The sequence below is a fragment of the Hirschia baltica ATCC 49814 genome (genome assembly GCF_000023785.1).
Lineage (GTDB): Bacteria > Pseudomonadota > Alphaproteobacteria > Caulobacterales > Hyphomonadaceae > Hirschia > Hirschia baltica.
On record NC_012982.1, the window covers coordinates 3,402,151 to 3,426,536 of the forward strand.

General features: G+C 45.6%; 25 protein-coding genes and 1 pseudogene. 11 read left to right on the forward strand and 15 right to left on the reverse strand.

Annotated features, from left to right (window positions below):
• Positions 1 to 199 precede the first annotated feature (199 nt).
• Complete coding sequence (locus tag HBAL_RS15585) at positions 200 to 2,497, forward strand: NADP-dependent malic enzyme (protein ID WP_015828917.1); 2,298 nt, start codon at positions 200 to 202, stop codon at positions 2,495 to 2,497.
• Positions 2,498 to 2,563: 66 nt separating this feature from the next.
• On the opposite strand, the gene HBAL_RS15590 is transcribed toward HBAL_RS15585, so the two are convergent.
• The 8 genes from HBAL_RS15590 to rsmI all read right to left on the reverse strand — a co-directional run bounded on the left by HBAL_RS15590 (position 2,564) and on the right by rsmI (position 10,935).
• Positions 2,564 to 3,937, reverse strand: coding sequence for an AmpG family muropeptide MFS transporter (locus HBAL_RS15590; RefSeq protein WP_015828918.1), 1,374 nt, complete (start codon positions 3,935 to 3,937; stop codon positions 2,564 to 2,566).
• Positions 3,934 to 5,451, reverse strand: a complete 1,518-nt coding sequence (locus tag HBAL_RS15595; RefSeq protein WP_015828919.1) for a response regulator — start codon at positions 5,449 to 5,451, stop codon at positions 3,934 to 3,936. Before HBAL_RS15595 ends, HBAL_RS15590 begins: the two co-directional genes overlap by 4 nt.
• A 97-nt stretch (positions 5,452 to 5,548) precedes the next feature.
• Positions 5,549 to 7,087, reverse strand: a complete 1,539-nt coding sequence (locus tag HBAL_RS15600) for a YifB family Mg chelatase-like AAA ATPase (RefSeq protein ID WP_015828920.1) — start codon at positions 7,085 to 7,087, stop codon at positions 5,549 to 5,551.
• Positions 7,088 to 7,160: 73 nt separating this feature from the next.
• The gene (locus tag HBAL_RS15605) at positions 7,161 to 7,481 is read right to left on the reverse strand and encodes a hypothetical protein (RefSeq protein WP_015828921.1); all 321 of its coding nucleotides are present in this window, start codon (positions 7,479 to 7,481) and stop codon (positions 7,161 to 7,163) included.
• A gap of 126 nt (positions 7,482 to 7,607) precedes the next feature.
• Positions 7,608 to 8,552 carry a glutathione synthase gene (gshB, locus tag HBAL_RS15610; RefSeq protein ID WP_015828922.1) on the reverse strand — a complete coding sequence of 315 codons (945 nt, stop codon included), beginning with the start codon at positions 8,550 to 8,552 and terminating at the stop codon, positions 7,608 to 7,610.
• 89 nt (positions 8,553 to 8,641) lie between these two features.
• On the reverse strand, positions 8,642 to 9,541 hold the full coding sequence (locus HBAL_RS15615) for a BON domain-containing protein (protein WP_015828923.1): 900 nt from the start codon (positions 9,539 to 9,541) through the stop codon (positions 8,642 to 8,644).
• A 118-nt stretch (positions 9,542 to 9,659) separates the two neighbouring features.
• Positions 9,660 to 10,076 carry a YraN family protein gene (locus HBAL_RS15620; protein ID WP_015828924.1) on the reverse strand — a complete coding sequence of 139 codons (417 nt, stop codon included), beginning with the start codon at positions 10,074 to 10,076 and terminating at the stop codon, positions 9,660 to 9,662.
• A complete protein-coding gene (gene rsmI, locus HBAL_RS15625; protein ID WP_015828925.1) occupies positions 10,060 to 10,935 on the reverse strand; it encodes a 16S rRNA (cytidine(1402)-2'-O)-methyltransferase in 876 nt (291 codons plus the stop codon). The genes HBAL_RS15620 and rsmI overlap by 17 nt, the downstream gene beginning before the upstream one ends.
• A 140-nt stretch (positions 10,936 to 11,075) precedes the next feature.
• Between rsmI and HBAL_RS15630 the strand changes: the two genes are divergently transcribed.
• Positions 11,076 to 12,431: a penicillin-binding protein activator gene (locus tag HBAL_RS15630; protein WP_015828926.1), complete on the forward strand. Its 1,356-nt coding sequence runs from the start codon at positions 11,076 to 11,078 to the stop codon at positions 12,429 to 12,431.
• 56 nt (positions 12,432 to 12,487) lie between these two features.
• Here the strand turns inward: HBAL_RS15630 and hemW are convergent, their stop codons facing one another.
• Both hemW and rdgB read right to left on the reverse strand, forming a co-directional pair.
• On the reverse strand, positions 12,488 to 13,639 hold the full coding sequence (hemW, locus tag HBAL_RS15635) for a radical SAM family heme chaperone HemW (RefSeq protein ID WP_015828927.1): 1,152 nt from the start codon (positions 13,637 to 13,639) through the stop codon (positions 12,488 to 12,490).
• Positions 13,639 to 14,253: an RdgB/HAM1 family non-canonical purine NTP pyrophosphatase gene (gene rdgB, locus HBAL_RS15640; RefSeq protein WP_015828928.1), complete on the reverse strand. Its 615-nt coding sequence runs from the start codon at positions 14,251 to 14,253 to the stop codon at positions 13,639 to 13,641. The genes hemW and rdgB overlap by 1 nt, the downstream gene beginning before the upstream one ends.
• 134 nt (positions 14,254 to 14,387) lie before the next feature.
• Between rdgB and HBAL_RS15645 the strand changes: the two genes are divergently transcribed.
• Both HBAL_RS15645 and HBAL_RS15650 read left to right on the forward strand, forming a co-directional pair.
• Entirely contained in the window at positions 14,388 to 14,972 is a 585-nt protein-coding gene (locus HBAL_RS15645; protein WP_015828929.1) for a DUF2975 domain-containing protein, read from the forward strand.
• Positions 14,973 to 14,995: 23 nt separating this feature from the next.
• Complete coding sequence (locus tag HBAL_RS15650) at positions 14,996 to 15,253, forward strand: helix-turn-helix domain-containing protein (protein WP_015828930.1); 258 nt, start codon at positions 14,996 to 14,998, stop codon at positions 15,251 to 15,253.
• Between the two features lie 47 nt (positions 15,254 to 15,300).
• Here HBAL_RS15650 and rph read toward each other — a convergent pair whose 3' ends face one another.
• Entirely contained in the window at positions 15,301 to 16,032 is a 732-nt protein-coding gene (gene rph, locus HBAL_RS15655) for a ribonuclease PH (RefSeq protein WP_015828931.1), read from the reverse strand.
• 164 nt (positions 16,033 to 16,196) lie between these two features.
• On the opposite strand from rph, the pseudogene hrcA reads away from it, so the two are divergent.
• Positions 16,197 to 17,308: pseudogene (gene hrcA / locus HBAL_RS15660) on the forward strand (heat-inducible transcriptional repressor HrcA).
• Positions 17,305 to 17,904 (forward strand): nucleotide exchange factor GrpE, encoded by a 600-nt coding sequence (grpE, locus tag HBAL_RS15665; protein WP_015828932.1) that lies wholly within the window; start codon positions 17,305 to 17,307, stop codon positions 17,902 to 17,904. Before hrcA ends, grpE begins: the two are co-directional and overlap by 4 nt.
• 70 nt (positions 17,905 to 17,974) lie before the next feature.
• Here grpE and HBAL_RS15670 read toward each other — a convergent pair whose 3' ends face one another.
• Both HBAL_RS15670 and HBAL_RS15675 read right to left on the reverse strand, forming a co-directional pair.
• Positions 17,975 to 18,331 (reverse strand): winged helix-turn-helix transcriptional regulator, encoded by a 357-nt coding sequence (locus tag HBAL_RS15670; protein WP_015828933.1) that lies wholly within the window; start codon positions 18,329 to 18,331, stop codon positions 17,975 to 17,977.
• Positions 18,332 to 18,405: 74 nt separating this feature from the next.
• On the reverse strand, positions 18,406 to 19,410 hold the full coding sequence (locus tag HBAL_RS15675) for an adenosine kinase (RefSeq protein ID WP_015828934.1): 1,005 nt from the start codon (positions 19,408 to 19,410) through the stop codon (positions 18,406 to 18,408).
• Positions 19,411 to 19,519: 109 nt separating this feature from the next.
• On the opposite strand from HBAL_RS15675, the gene HBAL_RS15680 reads away from it, so the two are divergent.
• A complete protein-coding gene (locus HBAL_RS15680; protein WP_015828935.1) occupies positions 19,520 to 20,407 on the forward strand; it encodes an ATP-grasp domain-containing protein in 888 nt (295 codons plus the stop codon).
• Here the strand turns inward: HBAL_RS15680 and nth are convergent.
• Positions 20,404 to 21,099, reverse strand: coding sequence for an endonuclease III (gene nth / locus HBAL_RS15685; RefSeq protein WP_015828936.1), 696 nt, complete (start codon positions 21,097 to 21,099; stop codon positions 20,404 to 20,406). The genes HBAL_RS15680 and nth overlap by 4 nt on opposite strands.
• Positions 21,100 to 21,199: 100 nt before the next feature.
• Between nth and HBAL_RS15690 the strand changes: the two genes are divergently transcribed.
• The 4 genes from HBAL_RS15690 (at position 21,200) to HBAL_RS15705 (ending at position 23,557) form a co-directional block, all read left to right on the forward strand.
• Entirely contained in the window at positions 21,200 to 21,685 is a 486-nt protein-coding gene (locus tag HBAL_RS15690) for a DUF2244 domain-containing protein (protein WP_015828937.1), read from the forward strand.
• A gap of 39 nt (positions 21,686 to 21,724) precedes the next feature.
• The gene (locus HBAL_RS15695) at positions 21,725 to 22,186 is read left to right on the forward strand and encodes a hypothetical protein (protein ID WP_015828938.1); all 462 of its coding nucleotides are present in this window, start codon (positions 21,725 to 21,727) and stop codon (positions 22,184 to 22,186) included.
• Complete coding sequence (locus HBAL_RS15700) at positions 22,186 to 22,653, forward strand: VOC family protein (protein WP_015828939.1); 468 nt, start codon at positions 22,186 to 22,188, stop codon at positions 22,651 to 22,653. The genes HBAL_RS15695 and HBAL_RS15700 overlap by 1 nt, the downstream gene beginning before the upstream one ends.
• A 127-nt stretch (positions 22,654 to 22,780) precedes the next feature.
• Positions 22,781 to 23,557: a peptidylprolyl isomerase gene (locus HBAL_RS15705; RefSeq protein WP_233356709.1), complete on the forward strand. Its 777-nt coding sequence runs from the start codon at positions 22,781 to 22,783 to the stop codon at positions 23,555 to 23,557.
• Between the two features lie 9 nt (positions 23,558 to 23,566).
• Here HBAL_RS15705 and dapB read toward each other — a convergent pair whose 3' ends face one another.
• Complete coding sequence (gene dapB, locus HBAL_RS15710) at positions 23,567 to 24,373, reverse strand: 4-hydroxy-tetrahydrodipicolinate reductase (protein ID WP_015828941.1); 807 nt, start codon at positions 24,371 to 24,373, stop codon at positions 23,567 to 23,569.
• Positions 24,374 to 24,386 lie beyond the last annotated feature (13 nt).

Here is a 24,386-nt window from a genome sequence, read left to right on the forward strand (position 1 = left end):
GGGCGTGCACACTAGCCAGACTAAATTGCACCGCAAGGGTGACAAACCATCGAAATTGCATTTTATCACATTGGTGGGTTACTAAACCCATTTTATTCACAGCAGAATGACTCCAAAAGAGAGAAATCTGCAATACAAGCCCGAATAAGTACGAGATAATAATAAATAGGCTTAATTGCCACACGAGGACGACACAGACATGAGCTCCAAACGCCCATCTTTCACGGATGAAGAAGCGCTTGCCTTCCACCAGGAACCAACACCCGGTAAGATTTCAATGTTACCGACAAAGCCTATGCAGACTCAAAGAGATCTGTCTTTGGCATATTCCCCTGGTGTGGCGATACCTGTTGAAGCAATCGCAAAAGATCAAGACCTTGCGTATGATTATACGTCTAAAGGTAATACTGTAGCGGTCATCTCAAACGGGACGGCTATTCTTGGTCTTGGAAATCTGGGTGCCCTCGCCTCAAAGCCGGTGATGGAAGGTAAGTCTGTTCTATTCAAACGTTTTGCGGATGTTGATTCATTCGACATTGAAATAGATGAAGAAGATCCCGATAAAATTATCGAATGCGTGCGGATGATCGGTTCGACATTTGGTGGAATCAACCTCGAAGACATCAAATCTCCCGAATGCTTTCAAATTGAAGCAGAGCTACGTGAGAAACTAAATATCCCAGTCTTCCATGATGATCAGCACGGAACTGCAATCATCGCAGCTGCTGGACTGATCAATGCCGCAGAAATTACGGGTCGAAACCTAAAAGATATCAAAGTCGCAATTTCTGGAGCCGGTGCCGCAGGGCTTTCTGTTGCAGGCCTTATCCACCACCTTGGCGTACCTAAAAGCAATATTTTGATGTGTGACCGCGATGGTGTCATCTATCAAGGCCGTACCAAAAGTATGGATCAATATAAGTCTGCATTTACGGTTAAAACCAAAAAACGCACTCTTGCCGAAGCTGTTGATGGCGCTGATGTACTAATTGGCCTTTCCGTAAAGGGTGCAGTCAGTAAAGACATGGTCAAATCTATGGCCAAAAACCCCATCATTTTTGTGATGGCCAACCCTGACCCTGAGATCACACCGGAAGAAATTCAGGAAGTTCGTAGCGATGCAATCATCGCAACCGGCCGTTCTGATTACCCAAATCAAGTCAACAACGTACTTGGTTTCCCTTATATTTTCCGGGGCGCGCTAGACGTTCGGGCATCTGCAATTAACGAAGAAATGAAAGTTGCATGTGCTCGTGCACTCGCAATGCTTGCACGTGAAGATGTGCCTGATGAAGTGGCAGCTGCCTATCATGGTGCCCGTCCAAAATTTGGACGCGACTACATCATTCCTGTTCCGTTTGACCCACGTTTGATTTCCTACATCCCTCCTTTTGTGGCCCAAGCAGCAATGGATACAGGTGTGGCGCGCAAGCCAATTGAAGATATGGAAGCCTATTCCAACACCTTGGCTCGTCGCTTAAATCCATCTGCTGGATTTTTACAGCGTTTCCAAGGCGCTGTACGTCGTGAAGCACCAAAACGTATTGTATTTGCTGAGGGTGAAGAACCTGCAATTATCCGCGCAGCTTTTGCCTTTAAAACCCAAGAACTTGGCCACCCAATCCTAATTGGACGCGAAGAACAGGTTAAACGCAATATGCGATTGGTTGGCGTTCCCGAAGATGAATTAGAAATCATCAACGCACGTTTGTCTGACAATAATCCAGCTTACTTCGACTATCTTTACGAACGCACGCAAAGAAGTGGTCTACTTCAAAGAGACGTGCAACGTATGGTCAATAATGATCGTAACGTATTTGGTGCTTGCATGGTCGCGTGCGGCGATGCTGACGGGATGGTTACCGGCCTTACCCGTAACTATAATACAGCGCTTAGAGACATCAGACTTGTTGCAGATGAACGTCGCGGCGAACACGCAATTGGTATGTCCATCATTATCTCTAAAAATGGACCTCTCTTCGTCGCCGATACATCAATCACAGAAATGCCAACAGCTGAAGAACTTGCAGACAATTCTATTTTGTCTGCTAAAGTTGTGCGCCGCATGGGCTTTGAGCCACGTGTCGCTTTCTTGTCTAACTCTACCTTTGGATACCCTCATGGTGAGCGGGCAGATGTTGTGCGACAAGCGGCAGAATTAATGGCAACGCGCGATGATGTCGATTTTGAATATGAAGGTGATATCGCTGTTGATGTCGCGCTAAATCCGAATATGCGCGATACTTACCCATTCTCACGCTTAAGTGCCCCAGCAAACATCTTGGTTATGCCAGCCATTCACGCGGCATCTATATCCACCAAACTTGCTGCAAACCTTGGTGACACAACAGTTGTCGGGCCCCTCTTATTGGGTCTGACCTTACCTATCCAAATTGTACAAATGGGATCAACCGTTTCAGATATCGTCAACATGGCAACATTTGCAGCGTATGACCCTCACAGCGACGAAAAAGATGTTCGCTGGAAAGTTGTCTAAACTAAATCTACTAAATCAAAGGCCGCTTGTTTCAAACGAGCGGCCTTTTTTCTTATGATTGGGTAATCAGGATAAATCCGCTTCACCCTTCGCAGTCTGAGGGCCCATCATTAATATGAAAACAATCAGTGCTGCCGCTGGAATAACGTAGGATGCAGACAATAGAAATAACCCTGCATATCCTATAGTTTCGGCTATCACCCCAGAAAAACCCGCTGCAAACTTACAGAAAAATGCATATAGAGAACTCAAACAAGCATATTGTGTTGCCGCATTTCTAGGGTCAGTCAGGCTTGAGAGATATGCGATAAATGCTGTCCCTACAAAACCTCCTGCAATATTATCAGCGCCGATTGCCGCAAATAACCAGAAATTACTCGGAACTGTAATTCCAACCAATTGCCCATCATTTGCTGCTCGTATCGCATCTGCTTGGTCTGGAATGCCTAAATTTGCTAACAATGCATAGGCAGCCGTCGTCAAAAACGTTAGCGGAATACCAAATAGAAGCGCTTTTAATACACCTAATCGCGCGACACCAATCGCACCTAGAAAAGCGCCCGCAATAAGAAACCATGGCCCAAATCCACTTTGAAACCCACCAATAACTGTCTTTGTATAACCAAGGTCTACATAAAGCGGAGCCGCCATAACGCCCATCGTGAAATCTGGCAGACGATAAAGCGCGACAACCCCAGCAACGGGCAATATCCATATTCCAAGACGTGAGATCAATTGCTTGAATGGCTCAACCAACGCATTTGAAATTGAGATATGAACGGGTTGATTAGCTTTTTCATTTTGTATCCGGACTGCATGCTCAGGCTCTCGCATCAAAAGCACCAATGTGGCCCCTATGAGCATAATTAAAGCCATAAGCGAAAACGTCACAATCCACGGGAAATAATCAGCCAGAGCCAACCCAACACCGGAAAACATGATTGCAAACCGATAGCCCAATTGGTAAATCGCAGCCATTGTTCCCTGATCTACAGTCTCAGCAGATTCAATTCGCCATGCATCAATTGCTATATCCAAAGTCGCACCAGAATAAGCAAGTATTGCTGCTCCCAATAGCGTCGTCCAAAGTGCATTAACTGGATCAGAACTCGCAATCACAAACAAACCAATTGCTGTGCCTATCATCGCAACAATCATCCATGATCGACGTTGGCCTAGCTTATTCGTAAGATAAGGTATTTTTATTCTGTCTACGCCCGGCGACCACAACCATTTCAGCGTATAAGCTATCGTGATCCAATACATGAAGCCAATCGTTGATTTGTCGATTCCAACGTCACGTAGCCATACCGAAAGTTTTTGGAACACCATCATCAAAGGCAAGCCGGATGCAAAACCCAAAACTAACATCGACGCAAACTTAGGTTCCTTCAATCTCCCAAGCATATCTATAAATTCGTTGGTTTTAGTTCCCCTCATACCTGCATCCCTCCTGAGACAGCCCAACTCAATGCCAACTCACGCAGACGTTGAGGGTCTATTGGTTTAGCAGCGATCAAACTAACGCCTGCTTTTTCTGCTTTCGTTTCCAGCTCAGGATCGACATCCGCCGTCACCGCAATAATTGGCACTTTTCCTGTCACGCCACCTAAAGCACGTATTCGTCGCGTCGCTTCTAAGCCATCCATTACCGGCATTCGAACATCCATAAAGATGATAGAATACGGCGTATTTTGGACTGCTTCTAACGCTTCAGCACCAGTGCCCGCTGTATCAACAGCAAAACCCGCTGTCGTTAATGCGCGTTTTGCCAATAAAGAATTTACCGGATTATCATCAGCGATCAAAGCACGAGACCCAGGTAAAGCAGTTTCGATACTTTCTTGGCTCTCTTTAAATTCCTCACCCCGCGCAGCTATTGCAACGCGTTCAGCGATAGAACTACCCCGCAGCGGCCGGATAAGATAGCCAACACACCCCATTTCACGAAATTTAGGAATTTGCGCGCGATCTTCTGGTCTCAGGATAACCAAGGTTGGCGTTTTTTTCGCAGTTTTTTTGATGTCAGCGGGCGAATGAGAACCATCCAAAATAGCGACATCGGGCTTTTCTTTGTGCGCAGGCAAGCGACATATCAAATCAGAATCCGCAAGCGCACTCATCACTGCAATTTGAGAGGCACAGCTTGCGCGCAAATCCACACATAATTGAGTTTTCGAAATAGCCTTTTTTGTACTCTTTTTTGACTCGCTCACCTCAAGCGGCAATGTCAAAAAGAACCCTGCGCCAGACCCAAGCTCGCTAGAAATATGCAAACGCCCCTTCATGGCCAATGCAAGTCTTTGCGCGATCGCTAGACCCAATCCGACACCACTATCTTTTCCAGCATCGGACGCAGACACCTGCCCATAGGCTGAAAATATTTTTTCTTGGTCTTTTTTGGGAATTCCTGCACCAGTATCGCGAACAGCAAAAACTAATTCACCTGATGTCGCCAAACGTGCCGTAACCAGTATTCCACCTGCTTGTGTGAATTTAATTGCATTACCCGCAAGATTGAAGAGTATCTGCCTAATGCGCCCTGCATCTCCCAAAAAGCTTGCTGGCATTCCAGGTGAAGGCGCTGCTGCAATATCAAGATTTGCCGCATGGGCTCTTGGTGCAAGCAATTCAACGACATCCTGAATAAGCTCAGAAGGATCAAATGCTGCAATATCTAGCGGAATATCTCCAGCTTCAAGGCGTGAATAATCCAAAACATTATTAAGCAAGTCCAGAAGACGAGACCCGCTTTTTCCAATCGCTTCAACATATTCTTTTTGAACCAAAGAAAGCTCAGTTTCTTTAAGCAAAGAAACCATTCCCAGAATACCGTTCAAAGGCGTACGAATTTCGTGCGAAACAGATGCCGTAAAGCGCTGCGACGTATCAGGCTCTAATGTCTGCTCAGTGGCAATTAATTCTGGTTTATCAGATGCACTCTGTGATGACATGAATACGGCTCGCTTATGGTTTGTTAGACTGACATAGCAATTGCCTTGGTTAACAAAACCTTACATTCATAAATTCCAGACGGCTATGTCTTGAAAATCAAACCTTTAAGATATCATGTGAGACCTTTGGCAAGCCTATTGGGCGATATCTATAATTTAGCGCTTCTGCGACATGAATCCGCCTGACCAATTGTGATCCATCTAAATCAGCTATAGTTCGCGAAACCTTCAACACTCGATGATAGCCACGGGCTGATAAATTTAGTTTTTGCGCCGCCTGCATCAACAAATCCAAACCGGACTGCTCGGGTGTACAAAATGCATCAATAGCCTGCGTATCAGCATCTACATTTAAACGCCGCGCTCCTGATACTTCACGATATCTTTCTTCCTGCAATAATCTTGCTTTAGATACTCGTTCAGCAACTTCCGCACTCCCCTCAGTAGGCGGAGGTAAGGTCAAATCCATCGCCGTCACTGCAGGGACATCAATGAATAGATCTATTCTATCGAGAAATGGGCCCGACACGCGCCCCATATAATCGGCTTTACAAGCAGGTTTACGTCGACACAAACTTTCCGATGGGCCACCTCCACATTTACACGGATTAGCCGCAGCAATAAGCTGGAAACGACTAGGATAACGCACATGCCTATTCGCCCGTGAAATGACAGCTTCACCATTTTCTAGGGGTTGACGGAGGCTATCCAAAACCTGCCCAGAGAATTCTGGAATTTCGTCTAAAAACAAAACGCCATGGTGGGCTAAAGACACCTCACCAGGTCTTGCTTTGATACCTCCCCCCACTAACGCCGCCATACTGGCCGAATGATGCGGAGATCGAAATGGCCGCACGCGGGAGAGTTTGCCTTTTTCCAGAACGCCCGCAATAGATTGTATTTGACTAACTTCCAGCAATTCATGCGCACTTAAAGGCGGTAAAATACCCGCAAGCCGCTGGGCAAGCATGGACTTTCCCGATCCTGGAGGACCAATCATCAAGAGGTTATGCCCGCCAGCCGCTGCAATTTCCAAGGCACGCTTAGCGCCCTCTTGTCCTTTGACATCCTTCAAGTCAGGTATTGCAATATTATCCGTAAGTTCACCTGCTTTCGCTGCAGGGATTTGCTGATTCCCTTTAAAATGAGAAATCAACGCCATCAGGCTTTTTGCTGCTAAGACATGACCACCGGACCAAGCAGCCTCTGGGCCACAGGCTTCAGGACAAATAAGAGTTTTGTCCATTGCTTCCGCCGCCATCGCCGCAGGTAGCGCACCAGGTATGATGGCGATATGGCCATCCAAAGACAACTCACCAATCGCCGCCAAATCATCCAGTGCACCTGTAGGAATAACATCTATCGCCTGCAAAAGCGCGAGCGCAATCGCCAAATCATAATGGCTCCCCTCTTTGGGAAGGTCAGCAGGCGCAAGATTTACGACGATACGTTTGGGAGGAAAAGATAAACCAAGCGCAGCAAAAGCTGCCCGAACCCGCTCTTTACTTTCCGCCACGGCTTTATCAGCCAATCCAACTATTGCAAAATGTGGTTGCCCGTTAAAAAGTTGAACCTGAACATCGACGGGATTGGCAGTAACCCCTTCAAATGCAAATGTTGTTGTGCGGCTAACCATATCATCCCCCATATGCTCCAATGTGGTTTAACACAAAAATTAGAACATATGAAGAACAAAAATGAACTAATGTCTATTCGGCGTCTGTAACATCTGCTTTGGGAATAATAATTTCCGTATCAAAGCTTTCTATTTTCACTGCATCATCCACTGGCAATTCAACTTTTCCCAATGCCGTTTGGCCTTCAGTCGCTTCATCAGCGTCCTTGAAATTAAACCCACCTGCTGGCGGGGCTGACGCGTCTCCCGGAATAGAAAAATTGAAGCTTGAACTCGAACTTGCCGGCGCGCTTGTTGGTTCGCCAGGTGGATTTGCATCATTTTCAGCCGCACAAGCTGACGGAATAAATGCAATCATTGCACACGTAAAAATACCTATAGACAATTGTTTCATAACGAAGATATTCCTTCAAATTCTACTTTAGCCTGTCAAGAAAATGGTCAAAGCCAATCTAAAACACAGCTTATACCCTATTCGACCCGCCAGCGTTAACTATGTCAACTTTTAGCTTCTATTATATTAGCTCTTTTTGAACTTAGCCTGAATGACATCCCACATTTTAGCGACTGGATCTATTCCTGTCATTTTCTTAATCGCCTGCGCACCTGTTGGGGAAGTTACATTCACCTCTGTCATATAATTGCCGATCACATCTATACCGACAAATATCAGACCACGTCTTTTTAGTTCTGGTCCAATCTTCGCACAAATTTCCAGCTCTCTTTCTGTCAGTTCTGATCCCTGCGCCGTACCACCAACAACAAGATTAGAGCGAATTGCTCCTTCTGGCGGCATACGATTAATTGCGCCGCATGGTTCACCGTCAACAAGAATAATTCGCTTATCACCTGCTGTTACATCAGGTAAAAAAGCTTGTGCGATAAATGGCTCTGGTGCTTTTTCCTGAAACATTTCAACCAATGCTTCAAAATTCCCATCATCCGGCTTGACCCGCACAACTGAAGCACCGCCATGTCCATAAAGCGGCTTGAGTACGATATCTTTGTGTTTTTTGCGAAAGGCCTGAATCGCCTCAAGCGACCGGCTTATCAAAGTGGGTGGCTGAAGTTCAGGATAGATAAGCGGAAACACTTTTTCAGGACTTGAAGCAACCCACGCTGGATCATTAACGACAAGCGTGTCTTCTTTGACGAGTTCCAGCAAATGAGCAGCCGTTAGATAACCCATGTGAAATGGTGGATCCTGACGCATCAAAATGACATCGACATCTACTCGTAAATCGAGCAATACGCGTTCGCCTATTTCACAATGACCATCATCTCGACGAAAAACCTTTGCAGGTCTCGCCCATGCCTTCACATCACCCGCATCATAAAAGAGGTCATCAACACCATAAACCCATGTCGAAAAGCCACGCGACTGCGCCTCTTCAATCATTGCAAACGTTGTGTCCCCTGCCGGATTCACATTTTCAAGCGGGTCCATTTGAACGGCAATTTTCATAGCGGGCATTAGCCTCCAGCAAGCATAGAAATATCCTCGGCAATTTGCCGAAGAAAATGGTCATTTCCTAAAAGATAGGGTGTTACAAACTATTTGGAAGAGCCGTTGTCGCCAAATGGGTCTCCATATGGATCTGCATATCCTGAAGACGCATCATTTGGGCTCTCTGGAACAATCAAATATCCATCTGCATCATACTGAGCAGCTGGTTGCGCAGGATCATAATAAGGTTGCTGTGTTGGCACAGACTGGTTGGCACCGCCATAAAGTCCTGAATCATCAACCCCATAAGCAGATTGTGGAGGATTAGGGTCTATATATCCAACTTGACCATCATTTGAATATTGCGGTTGTTGCGTTGGATATTGCGACACTGATGGTGCCGTTTGAATAGGTGCTGGCTGATTACCATACCCCGCTGGTGGACCCGATTGAGCTGTATATCCAGGCGGTAGTGAGCGATCACGCATTTTCACATATGACACGACACGATCAACGCCTTTTATTAGGCTAGCATGTTCAGCAGCACGTTTTAATTCAGTTTGATTGCGTGCAAAGCCTAGCAAATAAACAACGCCATTAAATGTCTCAATGTTGTAATTCACACTTTTAATCTCAGCGTCTCCCACCAAGCGAGAGCGAAGTTTTGTTGTGATCCACTCATCATTGAGATTTTCAAGAATTTTCGTCTTGGGCATCACCTCAATTTCATTCGCAACCTCATCAATTGTGCGAACACTCCAAGCGATCTGATCGGCAGTCACTTTGTCTTCTTCTGTTTCAACACGGCCTGTTAGCAAAACAAGTCTAGACGTGACTTCAACGTCGACTTGTCCAAATCGGCCAGCTGACTCCTTCAGCAGCAGCGCTTTTATTTGGCTCGATGCAGAAGCTTCATCAAGACTTTCACCAAAAGTCTTTTCTTGTACAACCGCACAACCGCCTAAACCGATAGAAAGAAGTACGAGGGCAGCGACGCGGGATTTCATGGGTCAAGCTCCGAGTGAAATGTGAATTGGGCAAAGTTTAGAGCGCTAAGGTTAATGAAGACATATGGCAATAAATTGGCATAAAATTTCTTCTTCATTCCTACTAGCTTAATTGTAATTAAGGACGCCAAAACGCCTTTAAATGTGACGGGATTTTCCACGGACAAACGACAACCAAATCATAGCGCCAATCATGACTTTTAAATTTCGTCTTTTTCGCCATCCATATTTCTGCAGTTTTAGAAATACGTCTCCATGACGTTTCAGGTACTGATTGAAGCCCAATATTAATTGTCTTGCGAGCTTTAACTTCAATAAAAGCAATCACCCGTCCTTTTGTCGCGATGAGATCAATTTCTCCAGTCCGCATGCGCACACGTTTTTGAAGTATTTTATATCCTTTTAGCCTTAGCCAAATTGAGGCAAGCCATTCGGCATTTCTGCCGCGCTTCTCATGTTTCCTACGTTTGGAATCACTGACATCACTTACATGAAAGCCGCTGTTTTTACTGCCATTATTAGAGTTCCCCACCATTATTCTGGTCCATCTCTTTGAGTATCAGTGCGCGTGCATAAACGTCTCGCTTTTTGAGACCAAATTTTTCCGCAACTTCTGAAGACGCTTGTTTCACCGAAAAATTGGCAAGAGCAGCGATAATTGCAGAATCTAAATCTTCTTGAATAATTTCTCCACCAGCTAAGGGTGGCCCAATCAATATAACCAATTCGCCCTTTGGCGGGCCTTCTAGTTCAATTGCATTGGCTAATTCGGCCAATGGTAACCGACGCGCTTCTTCAAATCGTTTTGTAATCTCTCTGGCTAAAACAGCCTCTCGATTACCATATATTGTTAACATATCTGCGAGGCTTTTAGCGAGTCTGGATGGCCCTTCAAAGAAAATTAAAGTCGATTCCAAACTTACAAATTTTTCATAAAACTTAAGTCGCGCGGTTTGTTTAGGCGGAGGAAAACCAGCAAACAAAAAACTATTGGAGGGCAATCCTGAAATAGTGAGTGCAGCAAGAGGTGCTGAGGCACCGGGCAATGCCGTTACATAATGCCCTGCCTCAATAGCTTCTCTCGCCAATTTATATCCTGGATCAGAGACTAAAGGTGTACCCGCATCAGAAATCAGGGCAATGCGCATACCCTTTTCTAGGTCACGTAAAATACGAGGTCGCGATATCGCCCCATTATGGTCGTGATATGGGCGTAGCTCAGGTCTTAAACCATAAGCAGCCATAAGTTTGCTAGCAACGCGTGTATCTTCGGCAAGCACTAAATCAGCTGAGGCTAACACATCAAGTGCCCGCAAAGTTATGTCTCTAAGGTTTCCGATTGGCGTTGCCACAATATAAAGACCAGAACTAAGGTCTGAATTAGGTCGAATCATAGGGTTAACAACAGCATCAAAAGCTTGTTTTGAGCCCGCGTCGGCATTAGTGTCCGGCTCATATTCTAAATCAGATGAATCTGATTTAGTCGTTTCGGGGATAGAAGTTGCGCCCTTATGGCCGCTGGAGAAGTTTGAAGATGACATCACTGCCCAATGCTCGGGATAAAAAACGCTCATTCACCATTTGCGGTCAGTCGCTGGTAGCGCTTGGATTTAGTTTAGCACTACTTGCAGGATGTGCCACCACTGATCCAAGTCCAACGACACCTATTTTTCGTGGAGATGAGCGTCCAGAGTCAACACGCCCTGATCGTCCAGCGCCACCAAAGCCACGTGAAGAGATTGAAGACGTTCAACCTGAACCCGAAGACACAAACATCAAACCTTATGCGAGTGTGATACCAAGACACTTGCAAGGGTTAGATCCGACCGGCATTGAAAACCTATCCGAAATTGCAATTCTGCTCCCACTTTCCAGCTCAAATGCAGGTGTAAGAAAACAAGCGGAAAGCATTTTAGCTGGCGCTGAAATGGCATTATTCCAAGCTGGTATTGAGAATGTTATTTTGATCCCCAAAGACACGAGCGGCATTCAATCAACAACTCGGGAAGTTGCCATTGAAGCCTTAAAAGAAGGTGCAGATGCTTTCATTGGACCTGTCTTTGCGGAAAATGTTGCAGTGGTTCAAGAAATCGCAGCTCCAAACAATATCCCAGTGCTCGCTTTTTCAACAAACAACCAGGTTGCAGGTAACGGCGTATATTTGGTTTCCTTGCCGCTCGAAGAAGAAATCAAACGCATTGTCGATTGGGCAAGTTTAAACGGCGTCACACAATTTGCCATGTTTGGTCCGGCCAACAGCTATGGCTATAAAGTTGAAAGCGCATTGCGTTTTGAAGTCAGCCTTCGCAACGGATCAGTGATCAAAACTGAATTCTATGATCCCAATGAGCCCTCTCCAACTGAAGCCGCAAAACGTCTTGCTCAAACGCTGATAGAAACCGACAAATATTTCCCGGGTGAAGTTGCTGTCCTTATCCCAGAACAAGGCACTCGCCTTCGCAGTGTCGCGCCTCTTCTGCCTTATTATGATGTCGACATCAAAACAGTGAAATTGCTCGGAACAGGCCTGTGGAATTCTGCAGACGTTTGGCGTGAGCCAACTCTTGAAGGGGGTGTGTTTGCCGCGCCAGATCCAACAGCAGTTGCACAATATAACGACATTTATAGGCAAATAACGAGCCAAGAACCCACCAGTATGTCGACACTGGGTTATGATGCCACCCTCATGTCTTTGATGATGTTGAGTGAAGGTTCCTTAAACCGGACCTCGCTTGAGCGTCGGGACGGGTTTATCGGAACCAATGGTTTATTCCGCTTCAAATCAAACGGCACAATAGAGCGCGGGTTATCTGTGGTTCAAGTCACAGGTAAAGGCGGTATCCGCGTTATCGAACCTGGGATAAAGACATTCCAACCAGATGGATTTTAAATATCTGATATTATTATAGATTTAAAAAATGCCGTTCAGATACTGGACGGCATTTTTCATTCTAAAACCAATTTCTGACTTATATAATCAGCCAATAAACAACCTTCTGCTGTTAGTTTTAATATGGAGCCATCAAGCTCGATCAACCCATCGGATATAAAACTTGCAATAGCAGTTTCATCAAAACATCTACCGCTTATTTTTTCAAAGTCAGAACGCAGTATTCCTTGTGTCATTCTCAGCCCCATCATGACTCGTTCTGCTGCTATATCTTCAATAGACAAAGGATTATAATCGGCACCAACGCCTGTCTTTTCTACTTTGGAAATATACTTATCAGGCCGTTTTTCGGAGATGGTTTCCAATCTCTTCCCGTCAAGTGTCACGCGGCCATGCGCACCCGGCCCAACTCCCAACCAATCGCCTGATTTCCAATATACAATATTGTGTTTTGCTTGGTGCTGCACGCTCTTAGCGTGATTGGAAATCTCATAAGCAGAATACCCCGCCGCCTCCATCTCCAATTGCGTCACTTCATATAAATCTGCCGCCACATCTTCATTTGCAGGTGTCCAATCACCACGCGACACCGCTTTGCCAAAAGCTGTGCGTTGTTCAATTGTCAGCTCATACAATGATAAATGATCAGCACCTAGATCTATGATATCGGAAAGCTCTGCTTGCCATTTTTCTTTGCTCTGGTTGGGTAATGCATAAATAAAATCAAGGGATAAAGACGAAAAGCATCGTCTTCCTTCGCCAATAGCTTCCAAAGCAATTTTAGCGGAATGATTACGTCCTAAAAAGGTGAGAGCAGCATCATCTAGGCTTTGCACACCAAGTGATAATCTATTCACTCCTGCATCCGCTATGCCGGCAAAGCGGTTCATATCATCAGGGTTTGCTTCCAGCGTTATTTCAGCATCGTCACGCAATGGCCAAAGCTCTGCGATGTCAGCTAGTAATTGTCTAATAGCTTCAGGTGGCAACAAAGACGGCGTGCCACCACCTAGAAAAACGGTATCAACGTGCCTTGAACCCGTTTTTTCGCGCCATCCTTTGAGATCTTCCCGAATAGCTAAAAGAAGCGGATCAATATTCCGATCTTTAGCGGCGTAGACGTTGAAATCACAATACGGGCATATTTTCGCGCAATAGGGCCAATGTATATAAATACCAAACCCACGATGAGGTTCAAATTGCAGCACTAAAGCATAGCTTCTGTTAGCAATTTGAATGCATTGGCACGATGACTCATACCATGTTTACGCGCAGGTTCCATTTCTCCAAAAGTGATTGTTTCGCCCTCTGCCACAAACATTGCATCATAGCCAAACCCATTCTCGCCGCGCGGGGGCCAAACCAATTCGCCTTTAACTTCACCTCTAAAGGTCACGGTCTCACCATCAGGCCAAGCCACACAAAGCGCACAAACAAAACGTGCACTTCGCTCTGCTGCTTTCTCATCTTCCAGCGCTTGGTTTACTTTTTCCATCGCCAGCTTGAAATCTTTAGACTCCCCTGCCCACCGCGCTGAATATATTCCCGGCGCACCATTAAGCGCATCAACAGCCAAACCAGAATCATCTGCGAGCGCAGGAGACCCAGACGCTATAGCCGCCGCAAGCGCTTTCAATTCTGCATTCGCTTCAAAGGTTAGTCCGGTCTCTTCAGGTTCAGGTAAATCCAGTTCACCGGCCGAAACCGGCTCAAACCCCAAAGGCTCCAAAAGGTCTTTTAGTTCACGTACTTTTCCCTGATTGTGTGTCGCTGCAACTAGGCGACCAGGCTGAAGTTTCCTAGATTGATTCGAATCAGTCATAATTGTCTCCAGATAAAATTACATGATATATATTGTTTTTCGATAATAATTATGTCACACCAGACCTGTCTACAACATTCGCTTAAAAAAACGATGTGCAAAATTGAATTTAAATTGCAGGAAGATCCAACCCTATGGCCGGTATTGAAGACACATTAAAGCTGCGCGCTATTGGACGCGGATCTTTATCTTCAGTTCTGAAGGTATTGGTTGATATTTTCTGGATCACAGCCTGCGCCGCGCTTGGATTTATCTGGATTATAACTTTTCTTTCAATTATCGCTACCTTAAGTGGCGGAATTGTCGAAAATTCCATTTTGGGTAGAATTTCGTTGCATGCTGACCCATTCAGAATGACGAGCCTTGCTCTAGTAGGATCAATTTTGTGCATAGGTGTTATGTCGATCGCATCAAATTTACGAAGCGTTTTTGAAACGCTTGTTGATGGAGATCCATTTGTGCCTGAAAATGCAATACGATTTCGTAAAATCGCTTTGATAATTGCAATACTTGAATTGACAAGAATTCTCGTCAATCCTGTCATTGCTTTTATAATAAATATCGTGGGGATGGACACTCAACTACAACCGGTTGGAATCTTAACACGATTGATGAGCACAAATTTTATAACGTGGGGAGCAGTACTTATTTTGGTCGTTCTATCGCAGGTTTTTGCTGAAGGTGCACGCCTTCGTGAAGATCAGCAGATGACCATATAGAAAAAAGGCCCTACCCTAATCCTATGACGATTCGCGTAAAACTTGATCAAGTCCTCTTAGATCGCCGGATGTCTCTCACAGAGCTTGGCGACCGTGTAGGTATCACCCTCGCCAATTTGTCAATTCTGAAAACAGGTAAAGCAAAAGCTATCCGCTTTTCTACTCTCGAAGCACTTTGTCGAGAGCTTGGCTGCCAACCCGGCGATATACTCATATGGGAAGATGAGGAAGACGAACTAAGTGGTTCCGATGACGAAGGCCAGCGAACTGCAGCTGAATAAGGCTTCACACCTCACAAGCTGCATCCGCTGAAATCCCCATTTAGCCCTTATGCGTTATCAATCGCCGCTTTTTGAAGAGCGAACAGCTCTTTACATCCAGCGTCTGCTAAATCACTCATCGCAAGAAATTCTTCGCGAGAAAATGGACGCTCCTCACCCGTTCCCTGAACCTCAATAATGCGGCCATCAGATGACATGATAAAGTTTGCATCCACCATCGCATTTGAATCTTCTGCATAATCCAGATCCAGCACAGGCACATCCTGATACACACCACAAGAAATAGCGGCTGCTTGAGACACCAACGGATTAGTCGAAATAATACCCTCTTCTTTCAGGTAATTGATTGCAAGCGCTAACGCCACATACCCACCCGTAATCGCAGCAGTACGTGTGCCGCCATCAGCTTGAATCACATCACAGTCAATCGTGATTTGATTTTCACCCAACGCTTCAAGGTCTGTAACAGAACGCAATGCACGACCAATAAGACGCTGTATCTCTTGTGTCCGACCAGATTGCTTACCCGCTGCTGCTTCACGACGTCCACGTGTGTGCGTTGCGCGGGGTAGCATACCATATTCCGCTGTTACCCAGCCCTTACCTGTGCCTTTCATCCAGCGCGGAACATCCCCAGTCCATGATGCAGTACAAAGCACATGCGTGTGACCAAATTTCACCAAACATGACCCTTCTGCATAGCGGGACTTGCCTACTTCTAAGCTGACTTCACGCAGGGATTCCGGTGCACGTTTTGATGGGCGCTCAAACTGAGTCATGTGTGAATGGTCCTTTATCGTGCAGATTTCGGATATTTCCCGATTCTCCGCAAAAAATTGAATGAAAATTGTTTAAAAAGGCGATACAGGAAGCACACATGGTTTGGCAATGCATACAATACGCATTGCATCTACAGCCAAGCATTCTTATTCTAGTAATTGATATGATTATAGAACCACCAGAAAACCAATCTCAGCTATCCAAAATGGATGCTCGCTCACGTACGATATTTCGTGAGATTGTGGAGGCATATCTAGAAACTGGTGAACCCGTTGGTTCCCGAACAATTTCTAGACGTGGCATAAGCTTATCATCTGCTTCTATTCGCAATGTGATGGCAGATCTTGCAGAACAAGGATTACTCGACAGTCCCCACACTTCGGCTGGACGCCTTCCCACTCATCAAGGGCTAAGGCTTTTTGTGGATGGCCTTATGGAAGTCCAGAAGATGAAACTTGGAGCTGTGGATAAACGGCGCATACAACAAAGATTGTCTGCTGCCCAAGGCGGCCTTCCAGAAGATTTTCTCGGTGAAGCATCTGAAATGCTATCCGGCTTAGTGGGAGGCGCAGGTCTCGTTGCCAGCCCGAAAAGCAATGCAGCGGCAATCAAACATGTGGAATTTGTATCCGTAGGTCCCAATCAGGCGCTTGCAATTATCGTTTCAGCAGATGAAGACGTTGAAAACCGCCTCCTTACGCTGCCTAAAGGCATGCCATTGTCTGCTCTACAAGAAGCAAGCAATTACCTAAATGCACGTATGAGGGGCAAAACACTTTCTGAAGTCAAAGCAGATGTGCTCAGTGAAATTCGCGAAAAACGCGCCCAACTCGACGATATGGCAAGCACGCTTGTTGAAGCTGGTCTCGCGCATTGGACAGGAGACGACCCTGACCGTGGGCGGTCCCTCATCGTTAGAGGACGAGCAAATCTTCTAGGCGATGAACAATTAGCCGAAAGTGTAGATAAAGTCCGAGACCTCTTTTCTTATCTCGATAAAACAGAAAGCTTGGTTGAATTTTAGACCGTGCCCGCGATGCAGAGGGTGTAAGGCTGTTTATTGGTGCAGAAAACAAACTTTTTGGCCTTTCAGGTTCAAGTGTTATTGTCGCGCCCTATATGAATTCTGAGCGTAAAGTTGTAGGAGCTTTGGGTGTTATTGGTCCAACGCGCCTAAATTATGCGCGCGTCATTCCAATGGTGGATTACACTGCCCAAGTTGTGGGTCGATTATTAGATGGCGGACCGGCCGAGAAAATAGAGGAAAAGCGATGAGCGAAGACACGCAAGCGCCAGAAAATAAAGTCGAAAACGAAGCTGAAGAAGCTTTAAACACTGGTGAAGAAGCGCAAACGACAGAAGCTGCAAATGATGCTGCACCTGCTGAAGACGAACCAGAAGCACGGATTGCTGAATTAGAAGCTGAAACAAACGCCTTAAAAGATCAGCTTGTACGCACTATGGCTGACATGGAAAACCTGCGCAAACGCACAGAAAAGCAAGTCGCTGATTCCCGCATCTATGCGGTAGAAAAATTCGCCGGCGACCTGCTTTCCGTCTCTGACAATATGACACGTGCTCTTGGTGCTGTTTCAGATGAAGCAAAAGCAGCATTGTCTGAGCAAGGTCAAAGTTTATTGGCTGGAATTGAGATGACTCAAAAAGAGTTGCACGCAGCTTTCGCACGTAATGGTGTTGTAGCAATTGATGCTGCCCCTGGCGCTAGCTTTGATCCAAACCTTCACCAAGCCATTTCGCAAATCCCATCCGATCAACCAAATGGCACTGTTGCTGAAACTTTCCAATCTGGTTGGAAAATCGGTGACCGTACATTGCGAGCAGCTATGGTTGCCGTGAGTTCTGGAAACTAAATTTTGAATTGATTCAATTTAAAAGGGCTAGCCTTGAATAGGCTAGCCCTTTTTTTAAGTCGATGATCATCTATTCGTCGATTGTTTCACCAATACCGGCTTGCCGACGTATAGAGAGGTGTTCCCTGCCCCAGAGTCGCAAGGCTTCAAGCACATGACCTAATTCTTTGCCACGCTCTGTCAGCATATAGTCAAATCGTTCAGGACGGCTCTGATAAGCTTTCTTTTCCAGCACACCTACAGCCACCAACCGTTTTAGCCGTTGCGCCAATACATGGCGGGTAATACCAAGATTTTTCTGAAAATCGTCAAATTTGCTAACGCCCAGAAAACAATCGCGAACGATCAAAAGGGTCCAGCGATCCCCTACGATCGATGTTGCCCTAGCTATGGGGCACCAGTCATCTGATAATTGATCCCATTTCATATCAATTAACTATAAGACTGATTTGATAAGATCTCAAACACAACAATTCCTGTGTAACAGCATTTATTTTCTGATTATGCCGAAATCAGACCTTCCGCGATAGCAAGTTCTCTCAAATTCGTTTCCGGGCGTGGACCGTAATGAGAAATAACTTCACTCGCAGACAAATGTCCCAAACGCGCGCAAGTTTCCAAGTTCAAACCTTGGCTCAGGCCAAAGAAAAACCCACCAGCATAAGCATCCCCTGCGCCTGTCGCATCGACCACTTTATCCAATGGTTTTGTCGGCACATTCAAACGCGTATTTGAATCTATGACAACAGACCCTTTTTCGGAGCGTGTGATTGCAGCAAATTGCGTCTCTGTCTTAAGCATATCAACTGCCGCATCAAAATCATCAGTCTCGTAAAGGGCCAAAAGCTCTTCTTCATTCGCGAACACAAGATCAACGTAATTTTTCACGAGGTGACGGAATGCTTCACGGTGACGCTCTACACAAAACACGTCCGACATTGTCACAGCGACCTTACGGTTTGCAGCCTTCGCCACTTCAGCTGCACGTACAAATGCAGTTTTGGCAGCAGGCTTATCAAACAAATATCCTTCCAGATAAAGCCATTTAGAGTCTCTAATTAGATCTTCATCCACGTCATCAGCTTCAAACTCTGTAGATGCACCCAAGAACGTATTCATAGAACGCTCACCATCAGGCGTCACAGCAATCATACAGCGCGCTGTTGATATACCGCTTGTCAACGGCTTTCCAGAGAATGTCGCGCCGATACGCTCCATGTCACTGACGTATGCCGTTCCGATCTCATCGTCAGCTACTTTCCCCATGAAAGCAGCTTTCGCGCCAAGGCTAAGCAAGCACGCGATCGAATTACCGGCAGACCCACCGGATGTTTCAACCTTTGTATCGGGCAATGCATTATACAGAAAATCTGTACGCTCTTGATCAATCAAACTCATACGCGCTTTGGGAATGTCATTGCTCTCAAGAAACGCATCATCCACGCTCGCAATTACATCCATAATAGCATTACCCAATGCAATAACGTCATAGCGGGGGTTGGTCATGAAAAGCTCCAAAATAAAAAAACGCTCTAGCGTTAAAAGATATTGGCTAGTTATATGCGAGCATAAACCTTCCACAAGGTGAATGTTGCCAACTTACAAGGAAAACACCTTGAATTTTACATTTCTCGCTTGCGAAACAACACTTCCAGACCGACCAAACCGCAGAAATGATGCTTTTGAGTTTGATCTTCAGTTTGGCCAGCTTCAGAACGCACTTCGCCAAAGCGGACACACGATTCAAGCTATCGACTGGAAAGCTCCTATATCTGATTTTTCCGATGCCGACGCCGTGGTCGTTGGAACCCCATGGAATTATCAGGATTATCAGCAAGACTTTCTCAACAAGCTGGAAAATATAGAAAAATCAGGCTTGAAACTCTATAATTCGGCCCAAACAATAAAATGGAATGTCAACAAATCTTATCTAAAAGACCTCGCCAAACAAGGCGCTTCAACTGTCCCGACATTGTGGGTAAATGAACCAACAAAAATGGACATCCAATCGGTGTTTGACACATACGACACAAGCGGTGTGGTGGTAAAACGTCAAATTGGTGCCGGTGCTCATGGTCAAAGCTTATATAAACGCGGTGACGAAATCCCCGACGGGATTTTGCTGGACCGTCCAGCTATGATTCAACCATTTATGCCCGCGATACAAACCGAGGGAGAATATTCATATATCTTCATTGATGGTGAATATTCCCACGCTTTGCTTAAAACGGCAAAAGCAGGAGATTATCGTATTCAAAGCAGTTATGGCGGAACCGAAACACCTATTCAGCCAGAAGAGAGCGACATTCAAGCTGCCCAAGACATTTTGTCATTCATTCCATTTGAAACACCACTTTACGCCCGCATTGATCTATTGCGTGGCTCAGAAGGTAAACTTCTATTGATGGAATTAGAAATGATCGAGCCATATCTCTACCCTGTGGAAGGACCAAGAATGAGTGAAATGTATGCCGCCGCACTCATCAAGCGAGCTTTAGTTTAGGCTGTCTTTTCCTTGAATTTACACAAATCATAGATAACGCATTCCCCGCATTTTGGTTTACGAGCCACGCAGGTATAGCGACCATGTAAGATGAGCCAATGATGTGCTCCCTTTTTAAAGGTATCTGGCACAACTCGTTCCAATAAATCTTCAACCTGATCTGGATTATTTCCCGGTGCCAAGCCCGTGCGATTGGACACACGAAATATATGCGTATCCACAGCAATGGTCGGCTGACCAAATACCTCATTGAGAACAACATTCGCTGTTTTTCGACCAACCCCTGGTAATTTGACCAATTCTTCCCGCGTTTGAGGCACCTCGCCGCCAAAGTCATCAATGATCATCTTCGACAATGCGACAACATTTTTCGCTTTATTGCGCCATAGGCCAATCGTTTTAATATATTTTGCGACGCCCTCTTCCCCCAATTCTAGCATTTTTTCAGGCGTGTCTGCATGGGCAAACAAAACACGCGTCGCCTTGTTCACCCCCACATCAGTCGCCTGCGCCGAAAGCGCGACTGCAACCACAAGCGTAAAGGGAGAATTATATTCTAATTCTGTTTCAGGATTTGGCCTGTCGTCTGCCAGTTTCACAAACATTTCTAGAATATCGTCATGCTTTATCCGGCTGCGAGGTTTCGACACTCTCTTTTTTTTCGTCGCTACCGGCTTTGAAGCACTTGCCATTGATATATACCTAGATTGTTGACCCGAGCTGCAATATGGTTTCTCCAAGCTCGCTCGGGCAAGACAAAAAAGCGTTAAACATTCAAAATCAGCGTGGCAAATGCAAGATACTCCGTCAAAAATCTATATGGACGCTGTTTTACAGCCATCTAGGTCATTATCCGATCGTGGATTTGTAACATTGATCCTGATTTTGACCGGTTTAAGCATTCTCACCAGTCTGGCATTCCTGCCCTATGGCTTTTTTATCATTATGGGTTTTCTCGCGATAGACTTACTTATCTTATGGCTCGTTTTCAGAGCCAATAACAAAGCCTTGTCGCAGAAAACATTTGTTCAGGTTAACAGCGAAGACCTAACTGTCATTCACATTAACCCCCAAGGCAAAAAATCGAGCGCAACACTCCCAACAGCGTTTACACGCGTCGGTCTCACGCCTCACGGCCATGAAAACAAATTTATCAGACTAAGCAGTTCGGGACATTCATACGCCATTGGCCGGTTTTTAACGCCAGAAGAACGCCTTTCCTTTGTTGCTTCCCTTCAAGATGCACTACAAAATGCCCGTGCCGAACGATATATATAATATCAACTCCTAATTCTCTTTCATATAACGGTATTCGCTGTGATCTTGTTTATATCTCTCATCCTCGTTTTTTTAGTCTGGGGCACAATTATCTTTTTCCAATACAGAACAGTTGAAAAAGACGCTCACGACATTTTCAAAGCGCGGCGCAATGAAGACAAAGACATCCAGAAACTTGGTGAAGACATATTTGTCGAAATTTATAAGCGGGTTCACAATCCGCGCGGCCATTTATTAAATTTTGGCGGTGCCGTCGCATCACTTATCTGCCTACCTGCTTTATTCGTAGTAGCTAGTTGGATATGGAATAGTATCTGGAACGCATCGGGACAAATAGCCGATCTGGACGAAGGCTTTGCCCCTTGGTTATTTGGAATAACAATTCTTTGTGTGTTTGGAATTGTCGCCATTGCCGCCGTGACAGCCCGTTTACACCACCACAACCGTCCCAAATCACTTGAACAAGAAATTCAAATCCAACTTAAAGGGATGAGCAATTAATGAGTATCCGTTTCCTACACACAATGATCCGCGTGGAAGATATCGACGAAAGCCTGCGTTTCTTCTGCGACGGCCTTGGTCTGACTGTCGTTGAGAGACGCGATATTGAAAAAGGCCGTTTCACACTTGTATTTCTGGCAACACCTGCCGACATAGAAGCAGCCGGTGGTTTACCAGAAAACGGTTTATTACCGGGCATTCCTGCGGTGGAACTCACCTATAACTGGGACAAACAATCTTATACTGGTGGCCGTAATTTTGGTCACCTCGCTTATGAAGTCGATGATATTTATGCGGTCTGCAAAAAATTGTCCGATATGGGCGTTACCATAAACCGCCCGCCCCGTGATGGGCATATGGCTTTTGTAAGATCACCAGACAATATTTCCGTTGAACTGCTTCAAAAGGGCGAGTCACTTGCGCCAGCAGAACCTTGGGCAAGTGCTGAAAATATCGGGGAATGGTAAATTGATAAAACACTTATTATTGATAAGCAGCTTTTGCATAAGCCTCTCCGCCTGTGCTCAGGATACAGATAATCAGGCAAAGATAATTCCAAAGCCAACACCAACCCCGTTGAGTTTGGAATCTGGAATGAAGGGCGAAAACTGGCGCAAAATCGAACCAGAAAACATTGTGGTGATCACCACAAAATATGGGGATATTCTTATAGAACTCAATCCCGAATTTGCACCCGGTCATGTTGCTCGTTTTCAAGACATGGTAAAAGCGCGGGCATATAATGGCAAAGAATTCTACCGCGTTATTGACGGTTTTGTGGCTCAAGGCGGTATTGATGCAGAAGATAAAAAATGGCCGCCGCTAGAAATCGAACATGAGCAGCCGCTTCTAGAAGCAGACCAAATTCAGCTATTAGATAATGACGATTTATTCGCTGAAAAAGTCGGATTTCTAAATGGTTTTCCTGTCGGCTTTGATGCAGAAAAAAAATGGTTGCTACATTGTCCGGGAATGCTGGCAATGGCGCGAGATTCAGACCCAAATACAGGCGGGACTGACTTTTACATCACCTTGGATGCACAGCGCTATTTAGATCGCAATATGACAGTGTTTGGTCGTGTTATCTCTGGAATGCAATACGTCCAAAAACTTCAGCGCGGCGATAAAAATATTGAAGGTGGTGTCATTCAATCACCCAACAAAGGTGACGAAATGATCTCGGTTAAACTTGCTTCTGAATTGCCAGAAAATCAGCAACCAAATTATGAAGTCATGCGAACTGAAACAGCAGGCTTTATGAATAGTATCAATTCAAAGCGAGTGCGTTCAGACCCGTTTTTCTTCAACACACCGCCTCAAGTTGTGGATGTGTGTGATGTTGAAGTTCCAACCGAATTGGTTGATTTTTAAATATCCGTTTTAAAGGTCCAGCACGTCGCGAATGGTATAAAAACCTACCGGCTGCTGGATCGCCCACTGCCCCGCACGAATTGCACCTTTTGCAAAAACATTTCGATCTAATGCTGTGTGACGCAAAGAAATAAGCTCCTCATCAGAACCAAACATCACTTCATGATCACCAATAACACCGCCCGCCCGACGCACGGAAAATCCAATTTTTCCAGCCTCGCGTTCGCCTGTTATTCCATCATAGGGCGGCGTCTTCAAATCATCTAGCGGTGCATTACGTCCCTTTGCCGCAGCTTCACCTAGCATCAAAGCTGTACCAGACGGCGCATCCACTTTTCGGCGATGATGTGTCTCCAACACTTCAATATCCCAATCATCTCCCAGACGCGCTGCAGCCTGTTCAACTAACGCTGAGAGCATTGCCACGCCCAATGAAAAATTCCCTGCTTTAACGATCGAAAATCGCTTGGAAAATTCTTGAAGTGCCTCATCCTCAGCTTCATTAAAACCAGTGGTTCCAATAATAACAGCTTTCACACCCGTGGTATCGAGAGCTGTCATGGATGCCAGTGTTGGAACAGGTGCTGTGAAATCAATCCAAATATCAGCATGGCGTGCCGCTTCAGCTGGCGATAGAGAAACTTTAATATCGCTAGGCGGCAGTCCAGCCAAAACGCCAATATCTTGGTCCAGCGCGCCCGATCCGGGTCGTTCCGTCCCGCCGACAATCTCGCAATCAGTTAGGGTTGAGCATGCGCGAACGAGCGACTGCCCCATACGACCAGCAACACCAGCAATGGCGATTTTAAGAGTCATGGCATTTCATCCC

Coding starts and splice junctions, on each gene's coding strand:
- dapB (WP_015828941.1), bottom strand. CDS start 24,373: ATGACTCTTAAAATCGCCATTGCTGGTGTTGCTGGTCGTATGGGGCAG.
- HBAL_RS15705 (WP_233356709.1), top strand. CDS start 22,781: ATGAAGGGCGAAAACTGGCGCAAAATCGAACCAGAAAACATTGTGGTG.
- HBAL_RS15585 (WP_015828917.1), top strand. CDS start 200: ATGAGCTCCAAACGCCCATCTTTCACGGATGAAGAAGCGCTTGCCTTC.
- HBAL_RS15690 (WP_015828937.1), top strand. CDS start 21,200: ATGCAAGATACTCCGTCAAAAATCTATATGGACGCTGTTTTACAGCCA.
- HBAL_RS15670 (WP_015828933.1), bottom strand. CDS start 18,331: ATGAAATGGGATCAATTATCAGATGACTGGTGCCCCATAGCTAGGGCA.
- HBAL_RS15595 (WP_015828919.1), bottom strand. CDS start 5,451: ATGTCATCACAGAGTGCATCTGATAAACCAGAATTAATTGCCACTGAG.
- gshB (WP_015828922.1), bottom strand. CDS start 8,552: ATGAAAATTGCCGTTCAAATGGACCCGCTTGAAAATGTGAATCCGGCA.
- HBAL_RS15605 (WP_015828921.1), bottom strand. CDS start 7,481: ATGAAACAATTGTCTATAGGTATTTTTACGTGTGCAATGATTGCATTT.
- HBAL_RS15650 (WP_015828930.1), top strand. CDS start 14,996: ATGACGATTCGCGTAAAACTTGATCAAGTCCTCTTAGATCGCCGGATG.
- HBAL_RS15615 (WP_015828923.1), bottom strand. CDS start 9,541: ATGAAATCCCGCGTCGCTGCCCTCGTACTTCTTTCTATCGGTTTAGGC.
- HBAL_RS15700 (WP_015828939.1), top strand. CDS start 22,186: ATGAGTATCCGTTTCCTACACACAATGATCCGCGTGGAAGATATCGAC.
- HBAL_RS15675 (WP_015828934.1), bottom strand. CDS start 19,410: ATGACCAACCCCCGCTATGACGTTATTGCATTGGGTAATGCTATTATG.
- rph (WP_015828931.1), bottom strand. CDS start 16,032: ATGACTCAGTTTGAGCGCCCATCAAAACGTGCACCGGAATCCCTGCGT.
- HBAL_RS15630 (WP_015828926.1), top strand. CDS start 11,076: ATGACATCACTGCCCAATGCTCGGGATAAAAAACGCTCATTCACCATT.
- nth (WP_015828936.1), bottom strand. CDS start 21,099: ATGGCAAGTGCTTCAAAGCCGGTAGCGACGAAAAAAAAGAGAGTGTCG.
- rsmI (WP_015828925.1), bottom strand. CDS start 10,935: ATGATTCGACCTAATTCAGACCTTAGTTCTGGTCTTTATATTGTGGCA.
- HBAL_RS15600 (WP_015828920.1), bottom strand. CDS start 7,087: ATGGTTAGCCGCACAACAACATTTGCATTTGAAGGGGTTACTGCCAAT.
- HBAL_RS15590 (WP_015828918.1), bottom strand. CDS start 3,937: ATGAGGGGAACTAAAACCAACGAATTTATAGATATGCTTGGGAGATTG.
- rdgB (WP_015828928.1), bottom strand. CDS start 14,253: ATGACTGATTCGAATCAATCTAGGAAACTTCAGCCTGGTCGCCTAGTT.
- HBAL_RS15620 (WP_015828924.1), bottom strand. CDS start 10,076: ATGGTGGGGAACTCTAATAATGGCAGTAAAAACAGCGGCTTTCATGTA.
- grpE (WP_015828932.1), top strand. CDS start 17,305: ATGAGCGAAGACACGCAAGCGCCAGAAAATAAAGTCGAAAACGAAGCT.
- HBAL_RS15645 (WP_015828929.1), top strand. CDS start 14,388: ATGGCCGGTATTGAAGACACATTAAAGCTGCGCGCTATTGGACGCGGA.